This is a genomic window from Enterobacter sp. PTB, assembly GCF_051130085.1.
GTDB lineage: Bacteria > Pseudomonadota > Gammaproteobacteria > Enterobacterales > Enterobacteriaceae > Enterobacter > Enterobacter ludwigii.
Map to the genome: position 1 here is coordinate 131,720 of NZ_JBDKEE010000007.1, position 23,461 is coordinate 155,180.

General features: G+C 56.5%; 22 protein-coding genes and 1 pseudogene. 14 read left to right on the forward strand and 9 right to left on the reverse strand.

Annotated elements, in window-relative coordinates; genetic code table 11:
- Nucleotides 1–41 precede the first annotated feature (41 nt).
- Nucleotides 42–566 (reverse strand): lipocalin family protein, encoded by a 525-nt coding sequence (locus tag AAIR21_RS11190; RefSeq protein ID WP_183516842.1) that lies wholly within the window; start codon nucleotides 564–566, stop codon nucleotides 42–44.
- Nucleotides 567–683: 117 nt separating this feature from the next.
- Between AAIR21_RS11190 and AAIR21_RS11195 the strand changes: the two genes are divergently transcribed.
- The 4 genes from AAIR21_RS11195 (at nucleotide 684) to AAIR21_RS11210 (ending at nucleotide 4,218) form a co-directional block, all read left to right on the forward strand.
- Entirely contained in the window at nucleotides 684–1,409 is a 726-nt protein-coding gene (locus AAIR21_RS11195; protein WP_014168030.1) for a MerR family transcriptional regulator, read from the forward strand.
- Between the two features lie 99 nt (nucleotides 1,410–1,508).
- Entirely contained in the window at nucleotides 1,509–1,919 is a 411-nt protein-coding gene (gene uraH / locus AAIR21_RS11200; protein ID WP_014168029.1) for a hydroxyisourate hydrolase, read from the forward strand.
- A 102-nt stretch (nucleotides 1,920–2,021) separates the two neighbouring features.
- Nucleotides 2,022–2,981 carry a YbgA family protein gene (locus AAIR21_RS11205; protein WP_020882705.1) on the forward strand — a complete coding sequence of 320 codons (960 nt, stop codon included), beginning with the start codon at nucleotides 2,022–2,024 and terminating at the stop codon, nucleotides 2,979–2,981.
- A gap of 148 nt (nucleotides 2,982–3,129) precedes the next feature.
- Nucleotides 3,130–4,218, forward strand: a complete 1,089-nt coding sequence (locus tag AAIR21_RS11210; RefSeq protein ID WP_183516841.1) for an AAA family ATPase — start codon at nucleotides 3,130–3,132, stop codon at nucleotides 4,216–4,218.
- A gap of 340 nt (nucleotides 4,219–4,558) precedes the next feature.
- Here AAIR21_RS11210 and AAIR21_RS11215 read toward each other — a convergent pair.
- The 4 genes and pseudogenes from AAIR21_RS11215 to AAIR21_RS11230 form a co-directional block, all read right to left on the reverse strand.
- A pseudogene (locus AAIR21_RS11215) lies at nucleotides 4,559–4,813 on the reverse strand (hypothetical protein); the annotation flags it as partial.
- Between the two features lie 5 nt (nucleotides 4,814–4,818).
- Nucleotides 4,819–5,772 (reverse strand): GlxA family transcriptional regulator, encoded by a 954-nt coding sequence (locus AAIR21_RS11220; RefSeq protein ID WP_047366254.1) that lies wholly within the window; start codon nucleotides 5,770–5,772, stop codon nucleotides 4,819–4,821.
- 26 nt (nucleotides 5,773–5,798) lie between these two features.
- Nucleotides 5,799–6,578 (reverse strand): MBL fold metallo-hydrolase, encoded by a 780-nt coding sequence (locus AAIR21_RS11225; protein ID WP_041162352.1) that lies wholly within the window; start codon nucleotides 6,576–6,578, stop codon nucleotides 5,799–5,801.
- Nucleotides 6,579–6,672: 94 nt separating this feature from the next.
- Complete coding sequence (locus tag AAIR21_RS11230; protein ID WP_020882709.1) at nucleotides 6,673–7,560, reverse strand: LysR family transcriptional regulator; 888 nt, start codon at nucleotides 7,558–7,560, stop codon at nucleotides 6,673–6,675.
- 198 nt (nucleotides 7,561–7,758) lie between these two features.
- Here AAIR21_RS11230 and AAIR21_RS11235 point away from each other — a divergent pair, with 198 nt between their 5' ends.
- Nucleotides 7,759–8,955, forward strand: coding sequence for an MFS transporter (locus tag AAIR21_RS11235; protein WP_025206507.1), 1,197 nt, complete (start codon nucleotides 7,759–7,761; stop codon nucleotides 8,953–8,955).
- A 2-nt stretch (nucleotides 8,956–8,957) separates the two neighbouring features.
- A complete protein-coding gene (locus tag AAIR21_RS11240; RefSeq protein ID WP_025206508.1) occupies nucleotides 8,958–9,986 on the forward strand; it encodes an alpha/beta hydrolase in 1,029 nt (342 codons plus the stop codon).
- Nucleotides 9,987–10,027: 41 nt separating this feature from the next.
- Here AAIR21_RS11240 and nlpA read toward each other — a convergent pair whose 3' ends face one another.
- Both nlpA and AAIR21_RS11250 read right to left on the reverse strand, forming a co-directional pair.
- Nucleotides 10,028–10,828, reverse strand: a complete 801-nt coding sequence (nlpA, locus tag AAIR21_RS11245; protein ID WP_020882712.1) for a lipoprotein NlpA — start codon at nucleotides 10,826–10,828, stop codon at nucleotides 10,028–10,030.
- A 108-nt stretch (nucleotides 10,829–10,936) separates the two neighbouring features.
- The gene (locus AAIR21_RS11250) at nucleotides 10,937–12,454 is read right to left on the reverse strand and encodes an MDR family MFS transporter (protein ID WP_014168018.1); all 1,518 of its coding nucleotides are present in this window, start codon (nucleotides 12,452–12,454) and stop codon (nucleotides 10,937–10,939) included.
- Between the two features lie 78 nt (nucleotides 12,455–12,532).
- On the opposite strand from AAIR21_RS11250, the gene AAIR21_RS11255 reads away from it, so the two are divergent.
- Nucleotides 12,533–13,180, forward strand: coding sequence for a TetR/AcrR family transcriptional regulator (locus AAIR21_RS11255; RefSeq protein WP_025206509.1), 648 nt, complete (start codon nucleotides 12,533–12,535; stop codon nucleotides 13,178–13,180).
- Here AAIR21_RS11255 and AAIR21_RS11260 read toward each other — a convergent pair.
- Nucleotides 13,177–13,596: a GNAT family N-acetyltransferase gene (locus tag AAIR21_RS11260; RefSeq protein WP_434681002.1), complete on the reverse strand. Its 420-nt coding sequence runs from the start codon at nucleotides 13,594–13,596 to the stop codon at nucleotides 13,177–13,179. The two genes, AAIR21_RS11255 and AAIR21_RS11260, sit on opposite strands and share 4 nt — an antisense overlap.
- A gap of 186 nt (nucleotides 13,597–13,782) precedes the next feature.
- On the opposite strand from AAIR21_RS11260, the gene AAIR21_RS11265 reads away from it, so the two are divergent.
- The 5 genes from AAIR21_RS11265 to AAIR21_RS11285 all read left to right on the forward strand — a co-directional run bounded on the left by AAIR21_RS11265 (nucleotide 13,783) and on the right by AAIR21_RS11285 (nucleotide 20,528).
- Nucleotides 13,783–14,352, forward strand: coding sequence for a TetR/AcrR family transcriptional regulator (locus AAIR21_RS11265; RefSeq protein ID WP_032680022.1), 570 nt, complete (start codon nucleotides 13,783–13,785; stop codon nucleotides 14,350–14,352).
- Between the two features lie 146 nt (nucleotides 14,353–14,498).
- Nucleotides 14,499–15,620, forward strand: coding sequence for an efflux RND transporter periplasmic adaptor subunit (locus tag AAIR21_RS11270; protein ID WP_032679304.1), 1,122 nt, complete (start codon nucleotides 14,499–14,501; stop codon nucleotides 15,618–15,620).
- The gene (locus AAIR21_RS11275; RefSeq protein WP_183516839.1) at nucleotides 15,620–18,730 is read left to right on the forward strand and encodes an efflux RND transporter permease subunit; all 3,111 of its coding nucleotides are present in this window, start codon (nucleotides 15,620–15,622) and stop codon (nucleotides 18,728–18,730) included. Before AAIR21_RS11270 ends, AAIR21_RS11275 begins: the two co-directional genes overlap by 1 nt.
- Nucleotides 18,730–20,094, forward strand: a complete 1,365-nt coding sequence (locus tag AAIR21_RS11280; protein ID WP_183516838.1) for an efflux transporter outer membrane subunit — start codon at nucleotides 18,730–18,732, stop codon at nucleotides 20,092–20,094. The genes AAIR21_RS11275 and AAIR21_RS11280 overlap by 1 nt, the downstream gene beginning before the upstream one ends.
- 137 nt (nucleotides 20,095–20,231) lie before the next feature.
- Nucleotides 20,232–20,528 (forward strand): YicS family protein, encoded by a 297-nt coding sequence (locus AAIR21_RS11285; protein WP_020882719.1) that lies wholly within the window; start codon nucleotides 20,232–20,234, stop codon nucleotides 20,526–20,528.
- 27 nt (nucleotides 20,529–20,555) lie between these two features.
- Here the strand turns inward: AAIR21_RS11285 and AAIR21_RS11290 are convergent, their stop codons facing one another.
- A complete protein-coding gene (locus tag AAIR21_RS11290; protein WP_014168010.1) occupies nucleotides 20,556–21,506 on the reverse strand; it encodes a LacI family DNA-binding transcriptional regulator in 951 nt (316 codons plus the stop codon).
- Between the two features lie 293 nt (nucleotides 21,507–21,799).
- On the opposite strand from AAIR21_RS11290, the gene AAIR21_RS11295 reads away from it, so the two are divergent.
- Nucleotides 21,800–22,114: a PTS sugar transporter subunit IIB gene (locus AAIR21_RS11295; protein WP_014830072.1), complete on the forward strand. Its 315-nt coding sequence runs from the start codon at nucleotides 21,800–21,802 to the stop codon at nucleotides 22,112–22,114.
- A gap of 11 nt (nucleotides 22,115–22,125) precedes the next feature.
- A complete protein-coding gene (locus AAIR21_RS11300; RefSeq protein ID WP_014168008.1) occupies nucleotides 22,126–23,451 on the forward strand; it encodes a PTS cellobiose transporter subunit IIC in 1,326 nt (441 codons plus the stop codon).
- Nucleotides 23,452–23,461: the final 10 nt, after the last annotated feature.

Genomic DNA, 23,461 nt, shown 5'->3' on the forward strand with positions numbered 1-23,461 from the left:
TCCAGGCGAGCCAGTAAAACCCTACGAAGAAAGCACGATCTTCACTGCTTAACCCACACCAGCTGATCAACCTTGAAGCCCAGACTGCGTGCGGTATTCAGGTAGTCCTGTTTCACGGCATCCGGAATCCTCGGCGTACGAGACAGGATCCACAGATAGTCGCGGTTCGGCCCGCTCACCAGCGCATACTGGTACTTATCGTCCAGCTTGATCACGTTATAGCCGCCGTAGAAGGGGCCGAAGAACGACACCTTCAGCGCTGCCGTCGTCGGTTCGCCGGTAAAGTACGCTTTGCCTTCACTCTCATTCCACTTGTTTTTGACCGGGTCGAAACCCCGGTTAAGCACGCTGATGCCACCGTCGCTGCGCTCGCCATAGGTGGCGGTCACCTGCTCCAGCCCGCGTTCGAAGCGGTTTTCCAGGCGGGCGACTTCATACCACTTGCCGAGATAGCGGCTGGCTTCAAAATTTGAAATGGGCTTTACGCCTTTCGGTGGCATAGGGGATTTGCAGGCCACCAGAGTCAGGGCAATGGCGACACCAGTCACAACAGGCCATAGTTTCATGAGAATTCCTTTCATTTGCACGGTTGGAAGTAAAGTGTAGTGCACCGTTACGGCGCTTCATCCCGTGAGGGAAAATTCGTAGTATATTGAGAGTATTCCTCCACTCTGGACACGGACATGGCTTACTCCATCGGCGAATTCGCCAGACTCAGCGGGATCACCGCCACGACGCTGCGGGCATGGCAGCGTCGCTATGGTTTACTCAAGCCACAGCGCACGGAGGGCGGCCATCGCCAGTACAGTGATGAGGACGTCCAGCAGGCACTGAAAATCCTCGACTGGGTGAAAAAAGGTGTGCCCATCGGCCAGGTCAAACCGCTACTGGAACGCCCCGTCCCGCGCCGGACCAACAACTGGCAAACGTTGCTTGAGACCATGCTGCAACGCCTGCAGGACGGGAAAATTGAGTCCCTGCGCCAGATGATTTACGACGCCGGCCGCGAATACCCCAGGCCAGAGCTGGTTGCAAATGTGCTGCGTCCGTTGCGCAGCCAGATGTCAGCCAACATCCCTGCCGCCATGACCCTGCGCGAGATCCTCGACGGCATTATCATCGCCTACGCCTCGTTCTGCCTTGAAGGCGACAAAAAAGCGCCGGGTGATAACATCCTGCTTAGTGGCTGGTACCTGAATGACCCATGTGAAATCTGGCTCGAGGCCCTGACGCGTACCGGACAAGGACACCGTATCGATATTTTGCCTACCCCCTCCACGTCACTGGCGCCTGAAATTTTCCCCGAGCGCAAATGGCTTCTGGTGACCAGTGGTAAACTGACCGCCGCACGGAAAAAGCAGGTGGCGCAGTGGCAGCAGCAGGTATCCCTTGAAGTGATTATCCTCTGATTATTTTCTCCTGCGGTAAACTTCACGAAAAGTTGAATATTTTTCCGTCCCGCAAATGCTAACGTTTTCCTGTGACTGACAACCCCACAGGAAAACACAATGAAAAAAACAACCCCTCTGCTGATGCTGGCCGCCATGGCCTTTACCCCTGCCGCGTTTAGCGCCCCTGCCGGCACCCTGAGCGTACATATTCTCGACCAGCAAACCGGGATGCCACCATCTGACGTTACCGTCACGCTGGAGAAGCAGCAGCAGAACACATGGACCCAGATTGCCAGCGGCAAAACCGACCACGACGGACGTATCAAATCACTCTATCCGCAGGATCAGGACATGCAGCCAGGCGTGTATAAAGTGACCTTTAAAACCGCTGATTACTTCCACGGCAAAAAGCTGGACACCTTCTTCCCGGAGATCCCAGTGCTATTTACCGTGACCCGAACCAACGAGAAACTTCACATCCCGCTTCTGCTGAGCCAGTACGGCTACTCGACCTACAAGGGCAGTTAAGCCGCATTGATTCTAAAGGATAATAAAAAATAACTCCGCCAATACTTGGACAAATTACTCATGTTGTGTAAGTTTTAGATATACGAACTGGAGACACACACCATGACAATGAAACCTGTAATCGGTATTAGCGGATGTTTGACCGGTTCCGCCGTTCGCTTCGACGGCGGACATAAGCGTATGGGCTTTGTCATGGACGAACTGGCCCAGTGGGTGAATTTCAGGCCCGTCTGCCCTGAGATGGCCATCGGCTTGCCGACGCCACGCCCTGCACTGCGTCTTATCGTGACGGACAGCGGTGAAACCCAGATGCGTTTTAGCCACGCCCCGCACGAAGACGTCACGCAAAAGATGGCTGACTTTACGGCAGATTATCTGCCTAAAATCGGCGATCTGGCGGGCTTTATCGTCTGTGCAAAATCCCCCAGCTGCGGCATGGAACGCGTGCGGCTGTATGATGAAAACGGCAACCGGGGCCGCAAGGAGGGTGTCGGGCTGTTCACTGCCACCCTCCTTGAAACCCTGCCGTGGTTACCCGTGGAAGAAGATGGCCGCCTGCACGATCCGGTGTTGCGGGAAAACTTTGTTGAGCGTGTTTTCGCGCTTCATGAACTGAACACACTGCGCGCCCAGGGTCTGACGCGCCGTGCGCTATTGGACTTCCACAGCCGCTACAAACTTCAGCTGCTGGCGCACCATCAGGCGGGTTATCGTGAAATCGGCCCGTTCGTTGCCACGCTGCACGAGTGGGAAGATCTGGACGCCTTCTTTGTGGCGTACCGCGAAAAGCTGATGACCATCCTGAAAAAACCTGCCTCGCGGAAAAATCACACCAACGTGTTGATGCATATTCAGGGGTATTTCCGTAACCAGCTCAACAGCCGCCAGCGCGGCGAACTTCGCGACGTGATCCTGCACTACCGTAACGGGCAGTTGCCCATCCTCGCGCCGATCACGCTGCTGAAGCACTACCTGGCCGAATACCCTGACCGGTATCTGATGACGCAAAACTACTTTGATCCCTATCCTGATGATTTGGGTCTGCGTCTGGCAGTCAAGTGATCATAAAAATGCGAAGGCCCCATTGACCCTCAGAGGCCCAAAGCAGTACCCCGTTTAGACGACACCCTCACTGTCGTCTCTTTTTTTGCATTTAACCTTAAAGACTGTAATTATATACAGGCCTACAGTGCAAAAAAGGAGCCTGCCTGTGATCAAAAGCCTGCATATCCAAAACTACCGCTCGATTCGCGACATGTCGCTGGAGCTGGAAGCGCTCAATATCGTCTTCGGCCCCAACGGTACCGGGAAATCGAATATCTACAAGGCGATATACCTGATGCACAGCGCGGCGCAGGGGCAGTTCTCCCAGGCGCTGGCAAATGAAGGCGGTATTCTGAAGGTGTTCTGGGCAGGTAAGACCCGTAGCGACCAGCTCCGGCGGATGAACCTCGCGGTGGAAACGGACACTTACGAGTACGAGCTGCAGGTGGGCTTTGTCGAGCAACTGCCCTATCCCTCCCAGTTTCAGCTCGATCCGGTCATTAAAGAAGAGTCCATCTGGCTTACCGGTCAGCGCCGTCGCCCTTCATCACAGCTGATGAAGCGCAGGAATCAGGCGGTATTTCTCAACAACGTGCACCACGAAAAAGTGACTCACAGCGGCACGCTGTATGAAAACGAATCGGTGTTCGGGCAGCTCGGCGAACCGCATCTCTACCCGGAAGTGTCGCAGATGCGGGAGTCCCTGCGTAACTGGCGCTTTTACCATGAATTTTCCGTCTCATCCGGCTCGGCGATGCGTGCCCCGCAGGTCGGTTTCCGCTCCCCGGTACTGGCCAGCGACGGCGCCAACCTGGCGGCCGCATTTCAAACCATTGTCGAGATTGGCGATGAAATGTTGCTGATGCGCATTCTCGACCAGGCCTTCCCCGGCTGCGAATTTTACAGCGACAACACCGGCGGCCGCTTTCGCATGATGATGCAGCGCGAGGGGCTGAGCAGGCCGCTGGAACCGGCGGAGTTTTCCGACGGGACGCTGCGCTTCCTGTGCCTGGCGGTAGCGCTGTTAAGCCCGCGCCCACCGGCCTTTATCGCGTTGAACGAACCGGAAAATAGCCTGCACCCGCAGATGCTGCCCGCGCTGGCAAGCTTAATCGCCGAGGCCAGCCGCTACTCGCAGATCTGGCTCACCAGCCACTCGCCGGAGCTGGCGAAGTTGATTGAGAAGCAGCGGTCGTTTTCGCTGTATCAGCTGTCGATGGTGGAGGGGGAGACGAGGGTGGACAGGCTGGAGTAACTCTATATCCTCATCTCCTGCTCACCGGGGTGGATTCTTTTCTTTCGACATAAAGCATTGTATTCCTCCAATGATTACCCCACCACTAATGGAAAGGTTAACAGCTTCAACAAGATCACTCATTGGAAAATCAAATTGCCCGATGAAAAAATAGGTAACAAAGGCTATCAGCAAACGGCCGCACAAAAGCGTGGCAAAAATGCCAGCGATCCAAACAGCTACCAGCAATAGGAATAATTTTATCCTCGTAGTAAACATTATTTTTCTCGCTTAATTTGTTTTGTATAGCCTCAGTGGCAGCCTGTCCTTTGCTTCCGAAATATTCAGAACTCAATGACTCCAGAACCGTTTCGCCGTTGACGGTGGCCTTCTCCCACCACAGTAAGCTGTGGTCGAGCGCAGCAATCTGATCCTCAGTCAGCGAGACGCCAAACAGCAGGCCCAGCGACTGCTGCGCCGCCGCGGCGTTATCCATCAGATAGCGCATCCGATCCAGATCGGAGCCGATACCGTTCAGGTAGCGGTTATCGGTCTGGTCGAGTACCACGTTGGAAACATAGCGGGTATCGAACGCCGCATCGCCGAGGAAGCAGTAATAAATTAATGACGAAGCCGAAAAGTCTTACGCCACTCTGCCGGACTCACGCCAAAACGCGCCTTAAATTGCTGGCGCCAGGTCACCGCAGAGTTAAACCCTACCAGCTCTGCCACGCTTTCAATGGGCATATTCCCGGCTTCTAACAGTATCTGGCTGCGCCGCAGGCGCTCGGTGGTCAGCCAGTCAGCCACGCTCATCCCGGTGGCTTTTACAAAATGGCGGGTAAGCGTGCGGCGGCTCATCGATACCACCTCTGCCAGCGAGTCCAGATTATGCGGTTCGGCAATGTGCTGCTGGAGATAGTCAATCAGGGAGTTGATTCGTCCGTCACGGGTATCTTTCGGTACCGGCTGGGCAATAAACTGTGCCTGCCCCCCCTCGCGGTGTGGCGGCACGATCATACGGCGGGCAATCTGGTTAGCGACCACGCTGCCAAAGCGCTGGCGGATGATGTACAGGCAGCAGTCAAGCGCGGCAGCGGTACCCGCAGAGGTGATGATATTGCCATCATCGACGTAGAGCGCATTGATATCCAGCTTTACGTCCGGGAAAAGCGTCTGAAACTGATGTTCAAACTCCCAGTGCGTGGCCGCGCGTTTACCGTCGAGAATGCCCGCATAACCCAGCACAAACGACCCCAGACAAAGCCCGACGATCTCCGCCCCGTTGTCTCTGGCCTGGACCAGGCTGTCGAGAAGCGTCTGGGGCGGGCGTTGCTGGACATGCTGCCAGTAAGGCACCACGACGATATCTGCCTGGCCGATGGCGGAGAAATCGTGAGTCGCGTTAAGCGCAAACCCGTCTTTGGATGTCAGTAATCCGGGTTTTTCGGCGCAGATCAACACACTAAAGCGCTTTTCGCCGGATACCGTATCACCAAACAAAATGCAGGGAACGGAGTAGTGGAACGGGCTGAACCCGTCTACCGCAACAATCGCGACGTTGATTAGCGCCATGTATCTCTCCTTTCCCCTGGTGATGCTCAGAATATAACGGTTTCACCATCCTCGGGAATGCTCACCGCATCTCCAATCAGGTTCGCGTCAACGTACTCACGCAGCGCATGGCGGGTCAACAGACAGTGGTTGATGGCCTCCATATGGGTCGCCACAATTTTCGCCTGCGGCAGCAGGAAGTGGACGTTGAGCACATCTTCCTGGCCCATGATAATCGGCCCAAACCCGATGACGTGAGCATAGCCCGCGTTAAGCACCACCACATCCGGCTGATGCTTATGCAGATCGGCTGCCACTTCATCACGCCAGATGGTATCCCCGACAATGTAGAGCGTCTTCTCATCAGGATGACGTAAAACCACGCCACAGGCTTCACCCAGCCGTTCCGCCAGCTCCGGCACGGCGTAAGCACGATCGGTACCGTGCTGGCCGCCGCGGGTTTTCGCGATCCGGATATCGCCAAACGCCGTCTCCTCGGTCATTACCGTCAGGTGGGTAAATCCCTGGCTGCGTAGCAGCGCGGCGTCGCTGTCGTTCTGCACAAAGACAGGTTTATCTTTGCCGATCAGTTCGACTGCGGCGCGATCCCAGTGATCGTCATGGGTATGGGTGACGATCACGGCATCCGCCTCCAGCAGCGTGTTGACGTCAACGGGTAGCTCGACCATCGGGTTGCGGATCTCCGCGTGCGCCGTGCCGGGGAAGCCCGGATAAGCGCCCTTCGGGGCCAGCATTGGGTCGATTAAAAAGCGTTTCCCGGCGTAGGTAATCAGCTGAGTGGCATTACGAATCTGGGTGATGTTCATGGGTATTCTCCTCATAGTGTGAAGAGGAGAATAGCCCGATGCCGCGCGTAACGATGTGGGCCACAGGGCGATGATCGATGAAATCGGGTCAACGTTATCGCATCCGCAACGCATCCACCACCAGCGAAAAGGCCGGCGACGGCTGCTTTCGGCTCGGGTAGTAGAGATAATACCCCGGGAAGGGCAGACACCAGGGTTCCAGCACGCGGATTAACCGGCCTTCAGCAATATGATCGCCAAACTCGTCTTCGGGCAGGAAAGCAATCCCGAATCCCGCCAGGGCAGCTTCGACAATATGCCAGGAAGTATTAAAGGTCAGCTGGCCATTCACGCGCACGTTCAGATCGCCACCGTCCTGATCAAAATCCCAGACGTAAATCCCGCCGGATTTAATCATCCTCTGGTTAATACACTGGTGCTGCGTCAGCTCATGCGGCGTTTGCGGAACAGGATGACGGGCGAAGTAGTCCGGCGAGGCGACCGCGGCCATACGCAACTGCGGGCCTATCGGCAACGCGATCATGTCTTTATCGATGGTATCTCCCATACGAACGCCCGCATCGAAGCGGTCGGCAACGATATCGCGAAAACCGTGATTGGCGTCGAACTCGATGTGAATGTCGGGGTATTGCCGCAAAAGTGGCGTCAACTTAGGCAAAAGAGTGCGCGATAACACATCGGGTCCACAGGTGATCCTCACCGTGCCGGCAGGCTTGTCGCGAAGCTCCGTCAACATGTCCAGCTCCGCTTCGATTTCATCGAAACGGTTGCCAATGGCGTTAAGCAAGCGTTCGCCGGCTGCGGTGGGGGAAACGCTGCGGGTGGTGCGGGTCAGCAGGCGGATCTGCATCCGGTTCTCCAGCCCGGTTATGGCCTGGCTTAACGCGGGCTGGGTCACGCCCAACTGTGCCGCGGCACGGGTAAAACTGCCCTCACGCGCCACGGTGACAAAAGCAAAAAGATCGTTCAGGTTACGCTTCATCACACCCTCATTTATAAGCCACACTTATAAGCTCATTAAGCATTGATTAGCTAGTCAGAATACACCCGCCGTGTAAAATTTTCACTGTGACCTGACGTCAACCACATTCCAACCTTTCATCTGCATGCGTTATTCCCGTGAATAGCGCCCGGCCCCGGCTTGTCCGAATCTGGCCGAACGAATAACAAGGTAAACACGATGTCCGCTATGGTGAACGAAACATCAGCGCGCCAGTCCCGTGCCTGCTGGAGCGGCGTGCTGGCAATGACCCTCTGCGCTTTTACGCTGGTCGCCTCAGAATTTATGCCTGTAAGTCTGCTGACGCCCGTTTCGCGGGATCTCGCCGTCAGTGAAGGCCTGGCGGGCCTCGGGATCGCGATATCCGGCGCGCTGGCCGTATTGACCAGCCTGTTTCTCTCTTCTCTTGCGGGAGGCATTAACCGCAAATCGCTGCTGCTGGGCCTGACGGCATTGATGGCCGTCTCCGGTCTGATTATCGCCGTGGCTGAGAGCTATCCCCTTTATATGCTGGGACGCGCACTGCTTGGCGTGGCCATTGGCGGCTTCTGGTCGCTCTCCGCGGCGACCGCAATTCGCCTTGTGCCACCGCATCAGGTTCAACGTGCGCTGGCCATTTTTAACGGTGGCAACGCCCTGGCGACCGTCGTTGCGGCTCCGCTCGGCAGCTGGCTGGGGGCGACAATCGGCTGGCGCGGTGCCTTTTACTGCCTGGTGCCCGTGAGCCTGCTCGCGTTTATCTGGCAGTGGTTCAGCCTGCCTTCCATGTCCGTGGAAAAGCGCACCGCGTCGTCCACCAGCGCCTTCGGCCTGCTGAAAAACCCTCTGGTGGCAAAAGGAATGGTCGCGTGCGGCGTCTTTTTCATGGGGCAGTTCGCGCTGTTTACCTACGTGCGTCCGTTCCTGGAAACCGTGACTTTCGCCAGCGCGACGCAGTTATCGTTAATCCTGCTGGTGATTGGCGTGGCGGGTTTTATCGGCACCCTGCTGATCGGCACGGTTCTGCGCCGCGGATTTTACACCACGCTGGTCGCCATTCCCGTGGTGATGGCGCTGATTGCCGCGGCACTGATGGCCTTCGGCCATCACCTTGCCGCCGTCACCGCCCTGCTCGGCCTCTGGGGACTGGTCGCGACGGCCGCCCCCGTCGGCTGGTGGACCTGGGTTGCCAGAACGCTTCCTGAAAATGCCGAAGCGGGTGGCGGACTGATGGTGGCAATGGTGCAGCTCTCCATTGCGCTCGGCTCCACGCTCGGTGGCCTGGCCTTTGACCACAGCGGCTGGCAAAGCACCTTTGCACTCAGCGGTGTACTGCTTATCGCCGCTGCCATGTTCACGTTTTACACCTCACACAACGACACACTTCACAGGAGTTAATCATGAGAAGATTCACCATGGCGCTCGGGCTGTTAGTCAGCGCCTTCGCCGCCAGCGCTGCCGATATGTCCCGGGGCGCAGATAATTTCTACAAAAGCGATAAGGTTACGCAGCAGAAGGTGACCTTTAAAAACCAGTATCAGATGAACGTCGTCGGCAATCTGTATAGGCCAAAAGAGGCGGATAAAAACGCCAGACTGCCGGCGATCGTGGTCGGCCATCCGATGGGCGCGGTGAAAGAGCAAAGCGCCAGTCTCTATGCGCAAAAGCTCGCGGAACAGGGCTTTGTCACCCTGGCGATTGATCTCTCATTCTGGGGGGAAAGCGAAGGTAAACCGGGGCATCTGATCTCACCAGAAATCTATTCCGATGATTTCAGCGCGGCCGTGGATTATCTGAGCACTCAGTCTTTTGTCGATCCACAGCGCATCGGTGCACTGGGCATTTGCGGCAGCGGCAGCTTCGTTATTAGCGCGGCGAAAATTGACCCGCGCATGAAAGCGATCGCCACCGTCAGCATGTATGACATGGGCTCCGCCTTCCGCAACGGTCTCAACCATTCCGTGACGGTTGAACAGCGTAAAGCGATGATTGCCTCTGCCGCTGAGCAGCGTCTGAAAGAGTATCAGGGTGCAGAGACAGCCTACATTCCCGGGACGGTAAATAAGCTGGATGATTCTACGCCGGCTATCCAGCGTGAGTTCTTCGATTTCTATCGCACCGAACGCGGCGGGTACACGCCACAGGGCGAGAAAGAGGCGCTGACGACGAAACCGATGATGAGCAGCATCGGTAAGTTTATGAACTTCTATCCGTTTAACGATATCGAAACCATTTCACCGCGTCCGATGCTGTTTATCACGGGTGATAAAGCGCATTCGAAAGAGTTTAGCGAAGACGCCTATAAACGCGCCGGTGAACCGAAAGAGCTGTATATCGTGCCGAATGCAGGCCACGTTGACCTGTATGACCGCACGGATCTGATCCCGTTTGCAAAACTGGCCTCGTTCTTTAAAGCCAACCTGAAATAACCCGGTAAGGCGTATAACACTGTTATACGCCTTTGTCCTGACTACCAGCCCGGCACCGCGCCACCATTAAAGAGGGTCTCTGCGGCCTTCGCCACTTCCGGCGACTGATACGACTGGATAAATTCCTTCACGTTTTCCGCGTCTTTGTTGTCTTCCCGCGTCACCACGATATTCACATACGGCGAGTTTTTATCTTCAATAAACACGCTGTCATGCACCGGCGACAGCCCGGTTTGCTGGAGATAGGTGGTGCTGATAATGGCAACATCCACTTTCGGATCATCCAGCACGCGCGGCAGTTGCGCCCCTTCCAGCTCCATGATGTTCAAATGCTTCGGATTGGCGGTGATATCCAGCGCCGTCGGCAGCAGGCCAACGTCCGGCTTCAGGGTAATCAGCTTCTCTTTTTGCAACAGCAGCAGTGCGCGGCCAAGGTTGGTCGGATCGTTTGGAATAGCGATGGTCGCGCCGTCCTTCAGCTCAGACACGGATTTTATCTTGCGGGAGTAGCCGGCCATCGGGAAAACAAAGGTGTTCGCTACAGCAACCAGCTTGTAGTGATGCGCCTTGTTATCTTCTGCCAGGAACGGGCGATGCTGGAAGACATTGGCATCAAGATCGCCCTGACTGGTGGCATCATTGGGCAACAGCGAGCCGCTGAACCCCACCAGTTCCACATCCAGACCGTATTTCTCTTTCGCCACTTTTTTAGCGACTTCCGCGACATCCTGCTCAGCGCCGTTAATCACGCCGACTTTGATGTGTTTGGCATCGCTGCCGCCTTGATCGCAACCTGCCAGCAGCAGGCCCGCGAGAACCAGAGCACCCAATCGAAGTTTCACGAGACATATCCTTTTGATAAACGTTTCAGTGACTATATCGACAACGGTACGGCTGGCTAAAAAACGAAAAAGCATCAATAAGACGGATAAGTTATATGTGCGGGGGCGCTATTGATCCGACCTGAGCATGCCCGCACGGCGTAACGGCGTTTCACGTAAAAACCACGACAGTACAAACGCCAGCACCATAATGCTTGCCGCCAGCAGGAACACCGCGTGAATGGCTGAGCCAAACGCATCAAGGTAATCGAGCCGCAGGGCCTCTGGCAGCCGGTGAATGGCCGCAGGATTGAGCTCATGCGGTAACTCCGCCCCTTGCGGTAAACGGTCCATCAGACCCGATTGCAAAACGTGGGTGAAGACCGCGCCAAACAGCGCGACGCCGATGGCCCCGCCAATGGAACGAAACAGCGTGACCCCGGAAGTCGCTACCCCGTATTGATCGGCAGAGACGCTGTTCTGCACGGCCAGCACCAGTACCTGCATGACCAGCCCCAGACCCATCCCCAGCACGCCGGTAAAAATGTACAGCTGCCAGGTCGGCGAGTGGATCGAGATGCGCGTCAGCAGCACCATACCCACCACGCCAAGCAGCGTACCGGCGATCGGGAACAGACGGTATTTTCCGGTACGGCTGATAATCCGCCCGCTGATGATCGAGGTTAGCAGCAGTCCGCCCATCAGCGGGATCAGCTGCAGACCGGCCTGAGTCGGCGTGGCGTCTTTCACAACCTGCAGATAGAGCGGCAGGAAGGTGACCGAGCCAAAGAGCGACATCCCGATAATAAAGCCAATCAGGCTGCAGAGCAGAAAACTGCGATCGCGGAACAGCGAGAGCGGAATGATCGGCTCCCAGGCCAGACGCTCCTCATAGATAAACCCGGCGATACCCGTCAGGCCAAAGGCCAGAATGCACCACAGCTGCGGGTCGTTCCACTGGCGTATCGTCCCGCCTTCAGTGGTAAACAGGATGATACACAGCAGCGCCATGCTGAGATAAATCGCCCCCAGATAATCAATCTCGTGCTTGTTGCGCCGTGCGCTGCCGTGGAACACCGCGCCTATCACCAGCAGGGCAAAGAGACCGAGCGGCAGGTTGATATAAAAAATCCAGCGCCAGGAGGCATGCTGCACGATAAACCCGCCGATAAGCGGCCCGATCACCGTCGCCAGACCAAACACGCCGCCAAATAGCCCCTGATAGCGGCCACGCTCCGCAGGCGGAATAACGTCCGCCACGGCGGCCATACTGATGACCATCAGACCGCCGCCGCCCAGCCCCTGCAGGCCGCGCATCAGCACCAGTTGGGTCATGTTTTGCGCCAGACCGCAGAGCACCGACCCTGCCAGAAACAGCACAATAGCGATTTGAAGGACGATTTTACGCCCAAACAGATCGCCGAATTTTCCGTACAGCGGCACCACAATGGTCGAGCTGAGGATATAGGCCGTCACCACCCAGGAGAGCTTATCCAGGCCACCCAGTTCCCCAACGATGGTGGGCAACGCCGTGGAAACAATCGTCTGGTCCAGCGCCGAAAGCAGCATCACCAGCAGCAACGCGCTGAACAGCAGCTTTATCGACGGCGCGTTTTGCGCAGGTTGAGTCATTACGTCGGACTCCATAAGAGATCGCTTGAAATTAATTAACTGGATAATTAATATTTAAGTAAGTGATGAATAAGATCAAGAGATCCTGCGACTATGCCAGCACATAAGGACAATTCTGAACCGCGCCGCCCCGGTCGACCACGCGGCGGAAAGCGGGCAACCGCCAGCCGCGAACAGCTGCTGGATATAGCGTTGAGCCTCTTTTCCCGCCAGGGGATCGCTCAAACCTCGCTGAACGCCATCGCCAAAGAAGCGGGCGTAACGCCAGCGATGCTGCATTACTACTTCAATTCACGAGAACAATTGCTCGACGCGATGATTGAGGAGCGCTTCCTGCCCTTACGTAACCGGATCGGCGCAATTTTCGCCGAAAACCCCGACTCGCCGGTCAACGCATTAACGCAAATGGTGAAGGTACTGGCCGAGCTGGCGGAGCAGCACCGCTGGTTTGCCCCGCTGTGGATGCAGGAGGTCATCGGGGAGATGCCTGTACTGCGCACGCATCTGCACGCGCGGTTCGGTGACGACAAATACCAGGCAACACTCGCCACCCTTAAACGCTGGCAGCAGGAAGGGCAACTGAACCGGGCACTCGCGCCAGAACTGCTGTTCACCACGCTGCTAAGCCTGGTGCTGGTGCCGTTCTCAAGAATGCGCAACGACGAGAGGCTACACGCCCTCTCGCCAGAGATCATTGTGCGTCACGCGCTGGCCGTGATGGGTAACGGCATCGGCGGTTAAAGGGATTTGGTCAGATAATGCCTTTGCATACCCGGGCACGGATAATCCGGCAACGACATCTGCAGCTGATAGCCCTGCTTTTCATAGAATGGACGTGCCTGGAAGCTGACCGTATCCACCAGCGCATGGGTGCAGCCTTTGCGTCGGGCTTCGTCTTCCGCCGTTTTGATAAGCTGGCTGCCGACGCCCGATCCCCGCACGGTGTCGCTGACCCACAGAAAATCGATGTTTAGCCAGTCGCCTTTGCGCACGCCAATTAACCCACCCAGCATCACGCCCTTATCGTCTCGCACATAAACGCCAATGTCGCCGCTAAAGTTTGAGAGATCTAAAAATTGTCCGTTGTAGGCGCGAAGCCCTGTTAATAATTCTTCTTTTTCATCGTGTGTGACGTTATCCGTCGTGCTCAGATGCATATTTTTCTCCTTATTTTCTGTGCAATCTTAATATTGCACAGCCTTTCCTTCATCAAAACTCCTTTTTTTCTCCATTCTTTAAACATTGAAATATTCATTCAATAAGTACTTAAAAAAAGTCTTTCCAATACGCACCTGAAACGTATAATGAGAACGATCATTCTCACTTTTATAGGGTAACCGACGATGAGCACAAAACTGGAAGAACGCCAAAAACAGCGTCAGGACGACATCATCGCTGCCGCGCGTCAGTGCTTTCGCACCAGCGGTTTTCATGCGGCCAGCATGTCGCAGATCGCCAGCGAGGCAAAGCTCAGCGTCGGGCAAATCTACCGTTATTTCAGTAACAAAGATGCGATTATTGAAGAGATGATTCGCCGTATCATCGACTCACGCATCGAAGAGATTCAGGGTAAAACGCTGGTCGAGGGGATGCCTCAGGCGCTCGCCTGGCGACAGACCCTGAATGAAGATGACGATGCGCTGATGCTTGAGATGTCGGCTGAAGCCACGCGTAATCCCCAGGTGGCGGCCATGCTGGTCGAAGCGGAAAAGCGGATGTTTGCTAATGCCTGCGCACACCTGAAAAAACAGTTTCCCCACCTGAGTGATGATCATATTCGCTGCTGCGTGGAGATTACTGCGGTAATGATTGAGGGGTCTATTTACCGTCGACTCACCCCCTTAAACGTACCCTCTGAACAATTAGAGCCTCTTTATCAAAATATTTTAAATATGCTTTTCTCTGCGAAGTAATCGCATGTGAATAATTAGCGGGAAGACGTTATTCCCTTATTAACATTTCCGGCTCTGCCGGAGATGCGGTATCGCTGTGCCTTTAAATAGCCCCCTTCCTTGTTAAGCCATTAACAGGGCAGGCATCGTTCACCCTGGAAAAAATTATGAAAGCCATAACAACCTCCATCGCAGCATTATTCCTCCTGACGGGGTGCGATAATGCACAAACATCTGCTCCTCAACATCCCCTCCCGCAAGTGGGGATTGTTACGCTCCTGAGCCAACCCGTTTCCGTGGTCAGTGAACTGACCGGACGCACCACGGCCGCCATGAGCGCGGAAGTGCGTCCTCAGGTGGGCGGCATTATTCAGAAACGGCTCTTTACCGAAGGCGATACCGTGCAAGCCGGACAGGCGCTGTATCAAATTGACCCTTCCAGCTACCGCGCCGCCTACGATGAAGCCGCCGCGGCCCTGAAACAGGCGCAGGCGCTGGTGCAGGCCGATTGCCAGAAAGCTCAACGCTATACACAACTGGTGAAAGACGACGGCGTATCGCGTCAGGATGCCGAAGATGCAAAGTCCACCTGCGCGCAGGACAAGGCCAGCGTGGAGTCGAAAAAAGCAGCCCAGGAAAGCGCGCGCATTAACCTCAACTGGACCACGGTGACCGCCCCGATTGCCGGACGTATTGGCATCTCTTCGGTCACCCCCGGCGCACTGGTCACTGCCCAGCAAGAGACCGCACTCGCCACCATTCGCGGCCTGGACAATATGTACGTCGATTTAACCCGCTCCAGCGCCGATCTTCTGCGATTACGCAAACAAACGCTTGCCAGCAACAGCGAGACATTGAGCGTGTCGTTGATCCTTGAAGATGGCAGCACCTATCAGGAAAAAGGCCGTCTGGCCCTGACTGAAGTGGCAGTGGACGAATCCACCGGGTCGGTCACACTGCGCGCCGTCTTCCCCAACCCGCAGCATCAGCTTCTGCCCGGGATGTTTGTTCGCGCCAGAGTGGATGAAGGGGTAATGAGCGAGGCCATCCTCGCCCCGCAGCAGGGAATTACCCGTGATGCCAAAGGCAACGCCACCGCGTTGGTGGTGGGGGCCGGCAATAAGGTGGAACAACGTCAGCTGGAAACGGGTGACACCTACGGTGACAAATGGCTGGTGCTGAGTGGGCTGAAGGCTGGCGATAAGCTGATTGTGGAGGGCACCGATAAAGTGACCGCCGGTCAGCAAGTTAACGCCGAAGAGATGAAAACCGCGGGAGGAAACGCCTGATGTTTTCCCGCTTCTTCGTGCGTCGCCCGGTTTTTGCCTGGGTGATTGCTATTCTGATTATGCTCGCCGGGGTGCTGGCGATCCGTACCCTGCCCGTCGCGCAGTATCCCGACGTCGCCCCGCCGTCGATCAAAATCTCTGCCACCTACACTGGCGCGTCGGCACAGACTCTGGAAAACAGCGTCACCCAGGTCATTGAGCAACAGCTGACCGGGCTGGATAACCTGCTCTATTTTACCTCCACCAGCAGTTCGGACGGCTCGGTAAGCATCACCGTCACGTTCGAACAGGGAACTGACCCGGATACCGCGCAGGTTCAGGTGCAGAACAAAGTGCAGCAGGCCGAGTCGCGCTTGCCGACCGAGGTACAGCAGGCCGGCATTACGGTGCAAAAATCGCAGAGTAACTTCCTGCTGATCATGGGCGTGTACGATAAAACCGACCATGCCAGCAGTTCGGATATCGCCGACTGGCTGGTGAGTAATATGCAGGATCCGCTGGCACGCGTAGAAGGCGTCGGCAGCCTGCAGGTGTTTGGTGCGGAATACGCCATGCGCATCTGGCTTGACCCGGCAAAGCTGGCGTCGTACTCGCTGATGCCATCCGACGTTCAGAGCGCTATTGAAGCGCAGAACGTGCAGGTTTCCGCCGGTAAAATCGGCGCGTTACCCGCGTCCGGTACCCAGCAGTTGACCGCCACCGTGCGTGCCCAGTCGCGCCTGCAGACGGTCGATCAGTTTAAAAATATCATCGTTAAGAGCCAGTCCAGCGGCGCAGTGGTGCGTATCGGCGACGTGGCGCGCGTGGAGATGGGCAGCGAGGATTACACGGCTACCGCCAGGCTGAATGGCCACCCGGCAGCCGGTATGGCGGTGATGCTCTCGCCGGGCGCAAATGCGCTCAATACCGCTACCGCGGTGAAAGCTAAAATTGCCGAATTCAAACGGGCAATGCCGGAAGGTTATGACGTGGCCTATCCGAAAGACAGCACCGAGTTCATTAAGATCTCGGTGGAAGATGTGATTCAGACGCTGTTTGAGGCCATTATCCTCGTGGTGGTGGTGATGTATCTGTTTCTGCAGAACATTCGCGCCACGCTCATCCCCGCGCTGGCGGTGCCGGTGGTTCTGTTGGGCACCTTTGGCGTGCTGGCGCTGTTCGGTTATTCCATCAATACCCTGACGCTGTTTGCGATGGTGCTGGCGATAGGTCTGCTGGTCGATGACGCCATCGTGGTAGTGGAAAACGTCGAGCGCATTATGCGCGATGAAGGTCTGCCCGCCCGCGAAGCCACCGAAAAATCGATGGGCGAAATTTCCGGTGCGCTGGTCGCCATTGCACTGGTGCTTTCCGCCGTGTTTCTGCCGATGGCCTTCTTCGGCGGCTCAACCGGCGTCATCTACCGCCAGTTTTCGGTCACCATTATCTCAGCGATGATCCTCTCGGTGGTGGTGGCGCTGACCCTGACACCCGCGCTCTGCGGCTCGGTACTGCGCCATACGCCTCCTCACAAAAAAGGGTTTTTCGGCGCGTTTAACCGCTTCTACAGTAAGACCGAGCATGGCTACCAGAATAAAGTCCTGCGCGCGCTGCGCCGCTCCGCGGGCATGCTGGTGGTCTACGCCCTGCTCTGTGGCGCGATGGCCGTGGCAATGCTGAAGCTGCCCGGCAGCTTCCTGCCCACGGAGGACCAGGGTGAAATCATGGTGCAGTACACCCTGCCTGCCGGTGCGACAGCGGTACGTACCGCGGAGATCAGTCGTCAGGTTCGCGAGTGGTTCCTCACTAAAGAGAAAGCCAACACCGATGTGATTTTTACGGTCGAGGGCTTTAGCTTTAGCGGCAGCGGCCAGAATGCCGGGATGGCGTTTGTCTCCCTGAAAAACTGGTCCGAGCGTAAAGGCGACGAGAACACCGCTCAGGCGATTGCCCTGCGCGCCACTCAGGAACTCGGCTCCCTTCGCGATGCCACCGTCTTTGCCATGACGCCCCCGGCCGTAGACGGTCTCGGCCAGAGCAACGGTTTTACCTTCGAGCTCATGGCCAGCGGTAGCACCGATCGCGACACGTTGCTGAAGATGCGTAATCAGCTGATCGGCCAGGCGAATCAGGACACCTCCCTGCATGCCGTTCGCGCCAATGATTTGCCGCAGATGCCGCAGCTGCAGGTGGATATCGACAACAACAAAGCCGTATCGCTGGGGCTTTCCCTGAGCGACGTCACCAATACCCTCTCCAGCGCCTGGGGCGGAACCTACGTGAATGACTTTATCGATCGGGGCCGCGTGAAAAAGGTCTACATCCAGGGAGACAGCGATTACCGCGCCGTGCCTTCCGATCTCAACAAATGGTACGTACGCGGCAGCGACAGCACCATGACGCCGTTCTCCGCTTTCGCCACTACGCGCTGGGAGTATGGCCCGGAGAGTCTGGTGCGCTACAACGGCTCGGCGGCCTATGAAATTCAGGGCGAGAACGCCAGTGGTGCCAGCTCCGGTACGGCGATGACCCGGATGGAACAGCTGGCGAACAACCTGCCATCCGGCACAACCTGGGCGTGGAGCGGGTTGTCGTTACAGGAGAAACTGGCGAGCGGTCAGGCGATGAGCTTGTATGCCCTCTCCATCCTGGTGGTATTCCTGTGCCTGGCCGCGCTGTATGAGAGCTGGTCGGTGCCGATTTCAGTCATTCTGGTGATCCCGCTTGGGGTGCTGGGTGCGGCGCTGGCCGCCTCGCTGCGCGGGCTGAGCAACGACGTCTATTTCCAGGTGGCGCTGCTGACCACCATCGGCCTGTCGTCGAAAAACGCCATTTTGATCGTTGAGTTTGCGGAGGCGAAAGTCGCGGAAGGTTACTCCCTGACGCGTGCCGCGCTGCGTGCGGCTCAGACGCGACTGCGTCCGATCATCATGACGTCGCTGGCGTTTATCGCCGGGGTAACACCGCTGGCCGTCGCCACCGGTGCAGGCGCCAACAGCCGCGTGGCGATTGGGACCGGCATCATCGGCGGGACGCTCGCGGCAACGCTGCTGGCCATCTTCTTTGTTCCATTATTCTTCGTACTGGTGAAACGTCTCTTCTCCGGTAAGCACGCAAACCGGAGGTCATAATGTTTCGTGTATCTGTTTTAGTGTTGGCCCTGCTGAGCGCAGGCTGTGTTTCGTTAGACCCTACCTATCAGCGTCCTGACGCGCCCGTCCCGGCCACGTTGCCGGGCGCCCACGGCGAAGCCACCGCCGTGGTCAGCCAGTGGCAGCAGGTGATGAACGATCACCGCCTGAACAAGGTGGTAACAATGGCACTCACCAGCAACCGCGATGTGCAAAAAGCGATTGCTGATATCGACGCCGCCCGCGCCCAGTATGGTGAGACGCGCTCGTCTCTGTTCCCGTCGGTGGATGCCAGCCTGAGCCATACCCGCAGCCGCACGCTGGCCAGCGGCGTGAGCACCAGCGATGAGGCTAACGGCGCCGTCTCCAGCTTCGAGCTGGATCTGTTTGGTCGTAACCAGAGCCTCTCGCGCGCCGCGCGTGAAACCTGGCTTGCCAGCGAGTTCACGGCGCAGAACACGCGCCTGACAATGGTCAGCGAGCTGACCACCGCCTGGATTACTCTGGCAGCAGATAACAGCAATCTGGCGCTGGCAAAATCCACTCAGGAGAGCGCAGCGAACTCGCTCAAGATTGTGCAGCGTCAGCAGGACGTTGGGGTCGCCGCCGCAACGGATGTCAGCGAAGCAATGGCGGTTTATCAGCAGGCCCGCGCCAGCGTCGCCAGCTATCAGACGCTGGTGATGCAGGACAAAAACGCCCTGAATTTGCTGGCGGGCGAGACGGTACCGGAAAACCTGCTACCCGGTACGCTGGAGAGCCTGAGCGATAACGCCATCACCCTGATCCCGGCGGGCGTTAGCTCCGCCACGCTGCTGCGTCGCCCGGATATTCAGGAGGCTGAACATAACCTGTTGAGCGCGAATGCCAACATCGGTGCTGCGCGCGCCAACTTCTTCCCGACGATTTCGCTTACCGCCAGCGCCGGGGTCGGCAGCGATTCGCTCTCGTCATTGTTCAGCCACGGCATGAAGGTCTGGTCGTTCGCGCCGTCCATCTCCATGCCGCTGTTCAGCGGCGGCAATAACATGGCGCAACTGCGCTATGCCGAAGCGGAGAAAAAAGGGCTGATTGCCACCTATGAGAAAACCATCCAGAGCGCGTTCAAAGATGTAGCCGATGCGCTGGCGCGCCGCGAAACCCTGAGTGAAGAGCTTGATGCCCAACGTGAATACGTGGCGGCAGAGCAAAAAACGCTGGATGTGGCAACGCGCAGCTATCAGGTGGGGGCGGGTGATTACCTGACCGTTCTCACCGCGCAGCGCGCCCTGTGGTCGGCACGGGCATCATTGATTGCCCTGCAGCAGACCGACTTTGAAAACCGTATTACGCTGTGGCAGTCGCTGGGCGGAGGGATTCAATAACCGCCGGTGCAGGTGCAGGTGCAGGTGCAGGGTTCTCATACGCAGGTAGACAAAAATTCATACTTTCGGCTGGCGTCGCTACACTGAATGTAACGATATATTTCATGGGAAGCCTGTGACGTCTAAAGGGGATTTTGATGAAAGCTGCACACCTGGTTTGCCTGCTCGTTTGTCTGCTCTTCGCCGCGTTTGTCCATGCCCAGGAAAAAGACGATCCCGTGAAAGAGGCCCAGATAAAGCAGCAGATCCTTAAAGATGTGAAGAAGGCCTGCACGCCCCAGAAAAAGCAGAGCGATAAAGCCTGGCAGGCGATGATTTTGTCGTCTGAGGCCAATCAACTGTTGATCAAAAACGCCATCACGGCCGTGAAGCGCGACAATCTGGATGCTTACTGGGACGCGGTCAGTCAGGTGGATTGTATGGAAGATTATTAAGCGTGAAGCCAGGCTTCACGCTTTTTTTTAGCGCTTTCGTACATCCGGAATAATCAAATCCCCGCGCAGAACATAGGACCCCAGCATCTGCGTTTTCTCAGTCAGCCAGCCCACAATACGTGCCGCCATAGCATCCATCGAGTATTCGATGGCCGGGATCACCGGGATACCCGGCAGATGCAGCGATCCGGCAAGGCTAAAGACCATAATGTCGTCCGGCACGGATTTATTAAATGCCTGCAGCTGCGGGATCACCCGCTGAGCTTCCTGTTCGTCCGCCACCAGCAGCGCGTTAAAATTCAGCGTGCTCGCATTGTTAAGCAACTCCTGCAGCGCAACGGATGAGGAGGTGGCATCCATAAAGACGAGGTTGCGATTAAAGGGCAGGAAATTTTTCTCCAGCGCGTGTTTATAGCCCAGCAACACCTGGTCGGCGAAACCGCTGCCTTGCGGATGGATCAGGGCTATCTGGCGTCGCCCCTGGCTGGTCAGATAGTTACAGGCGGTTTCGGCGGCAAAGGCGTGATCGAACTGGATGCTGTTGGAATTATCGGACTCCATACAGTCAACGAGAATGACATTGTCCATCTCGACGTCCAGCGGGAAACGCGCGCCAATCACCAGGATGTCATCACATAACCCACAGGAAAGTTCTTCCAGGGCGTGCATCACTTCCGCTTTGGTATGCGCGAAGCGCAACAGCAGATGTTTTTGATGCTGGCTGAGGTGCTTTTCCAGCGCGTAAAGATAACCGGTGGTCTGGTTAATATTCTCCTGCGCGCAAATCACCCCAATACACCCCGTCGACTGGCTCAGCAGCGACTGCGCAATTACATTGGGCCGGTAGTTCAGTTCATCAACCGCTTTTAAAACGGCCTGGCGGCTGGCTTCCTTTACGCCACGCGACCCACTCAACACTCGCGATACCGTGGCTTTAGACACCCCGGCAAGACGTGATACATCATTGATTGTCGACATCTCTTTCCCCTGGCAGGCTTACTTCGCACCTGCAAATTCCATCACCGCTACGGCTCATATTATAGCCAGAATGGAGTATATCCTTTTCCGTTTTTCATGGAAACCGATTTTCCATTTCAACTCAAAATGATGTCAAAACGCGCAAATTATGTGACATGCATCTGGTTAATTAGCGTCATAAGTAGTGGATCTTGATGGTTGTCACACTTCTGTCTTTTATAAATGGAAACCGGTTTCCGTATAATGTCCAATCATCCTCGCAATAACTTTTTACATTTAGAGGATGGTTGTCGATGTTCAAGATTATGCTGTGTTGCTCTGCCGGGATGTCCACCAGCCTGCTGGTCAGCAAAATGGTCGATGTCGCGAAAGAGCGCGGGTTGCCGGTAAAAATAGACGCGTATGGCGTTTCCGAATTTGATACGCAGTTTCCGCAGTACCAGGTTGTCCTTCTCGGACCCCAGGTGAAGTACATGTTACAGACACTCTCAGACAAGGCGGCTACAAAGGGCATCCCGGTCCAACCCATCGACATGATGGATTACGGTATGCAACGTGGCGATAAAGTACTGGACTATGCTCTGTCGCTCATCGAAGCGGCACACTAAAAGGTGTTCACATGAGTTCGTTATATCAATCAATGGTCGCGGTTATTGAGCAGTCAATTACCCCGCTGGCCGCGAAGCTCGGCCAGCAAAAGTATGTGATTGCCATCCGCGACGGCTTTACCGCCGCGCTGCCGTTTATGATCATCGGCTCGTTTATGCTGGTGTTCATCTTCCCGCCCTTCTCCGCGGATACGACAAACAGCTTTGCCCGCGGCTGGCTGGATTTCTCCCAGACTTACCGTGAACAGCTGATGCTGCCGTTCAACCTCAGCATGGGCGTGATGACGTTCTTCATTTCGGTGGGGATTGGTGCAAGCCTGGGGCGTCAGTTTAACCTCGATCCGGTGATGTCCGGTCTGCTGGCCTTTATGGCCTTCCTGCTGGTGGCGGCTCCGTATGCCGACGGCAAGATCTCGACCCAGTACCTCTCCGGCCAGGGGATTTTCACCGCGCTGATCACCGCCATCTACTCTACCCGCGTGTATGCGTGGCTGAAGCAGAACAACGTGACCATCCGTCTGCCGAAAGAAGTGCCGACCGGTGTGGCGCGTTCGTTTGAGATCCTGATCCCGGTCATGGTGGTGATCGGTACCCTGCACCCGCTGAACCTGTTTATCGAAGCACAAACCGGGATGATTATCCCGCAGGCGATTATGCACCTGCTGGAACCGCTGGTCTCTGCATCTGACTCCCTGCCTGCCATTCTGCTCTCCGTGCTGCTGTGCCAGATCTTCTGGTTTGCCGGTATCCACGGCTCGCTGATTGTCACCGGCATCATGAACCCGTTCTGGATGGCCAACCTGTCCGCAAACCAGGCGGCACTGGCGGCTGGCGCGGCGCTGCCACACGTTTACCTGCAGGGTTTCTGGGACCACTACCTGCTGATTGGCGGCGTCGGCTCCACGCTTCCGCTGGCCTTCCTCCTGCTGCGCAGCCGCGTCACACACCTGCGCACCATCGGCAAAATGGGCGTTGTGCCCAGCTTCTTTAACATCAACGAACCGATTCTGTTCGGCGCGCCAATCATCATGAACCCGATGCTGTTTATCCCGTTCGTGTTTGTTCCGCTGGTGAACGCCTGCCTGGCGTACGGCGCCACCAAAATGGGCTGGCTGGCACAGGTGGTGTCGTTAACCCCGTGGACGACCCCGGCCCCTATTGGCGCATCGTGGGCGGCAAACTGGGCGTTGAGCCCGGTGGTGATGTGTCTGGTGTGTATGGTGATGTCAGCGCTGATGTACCTGCCGTTCCTGCGTGCTTACGAGCGTACGTTGATGAAAAACGAAGAGCAGAAAGCCCAGGCAACCGTCGGTGCCGCTGAAACAGCAAGTCATTAAGTCAAAGAGG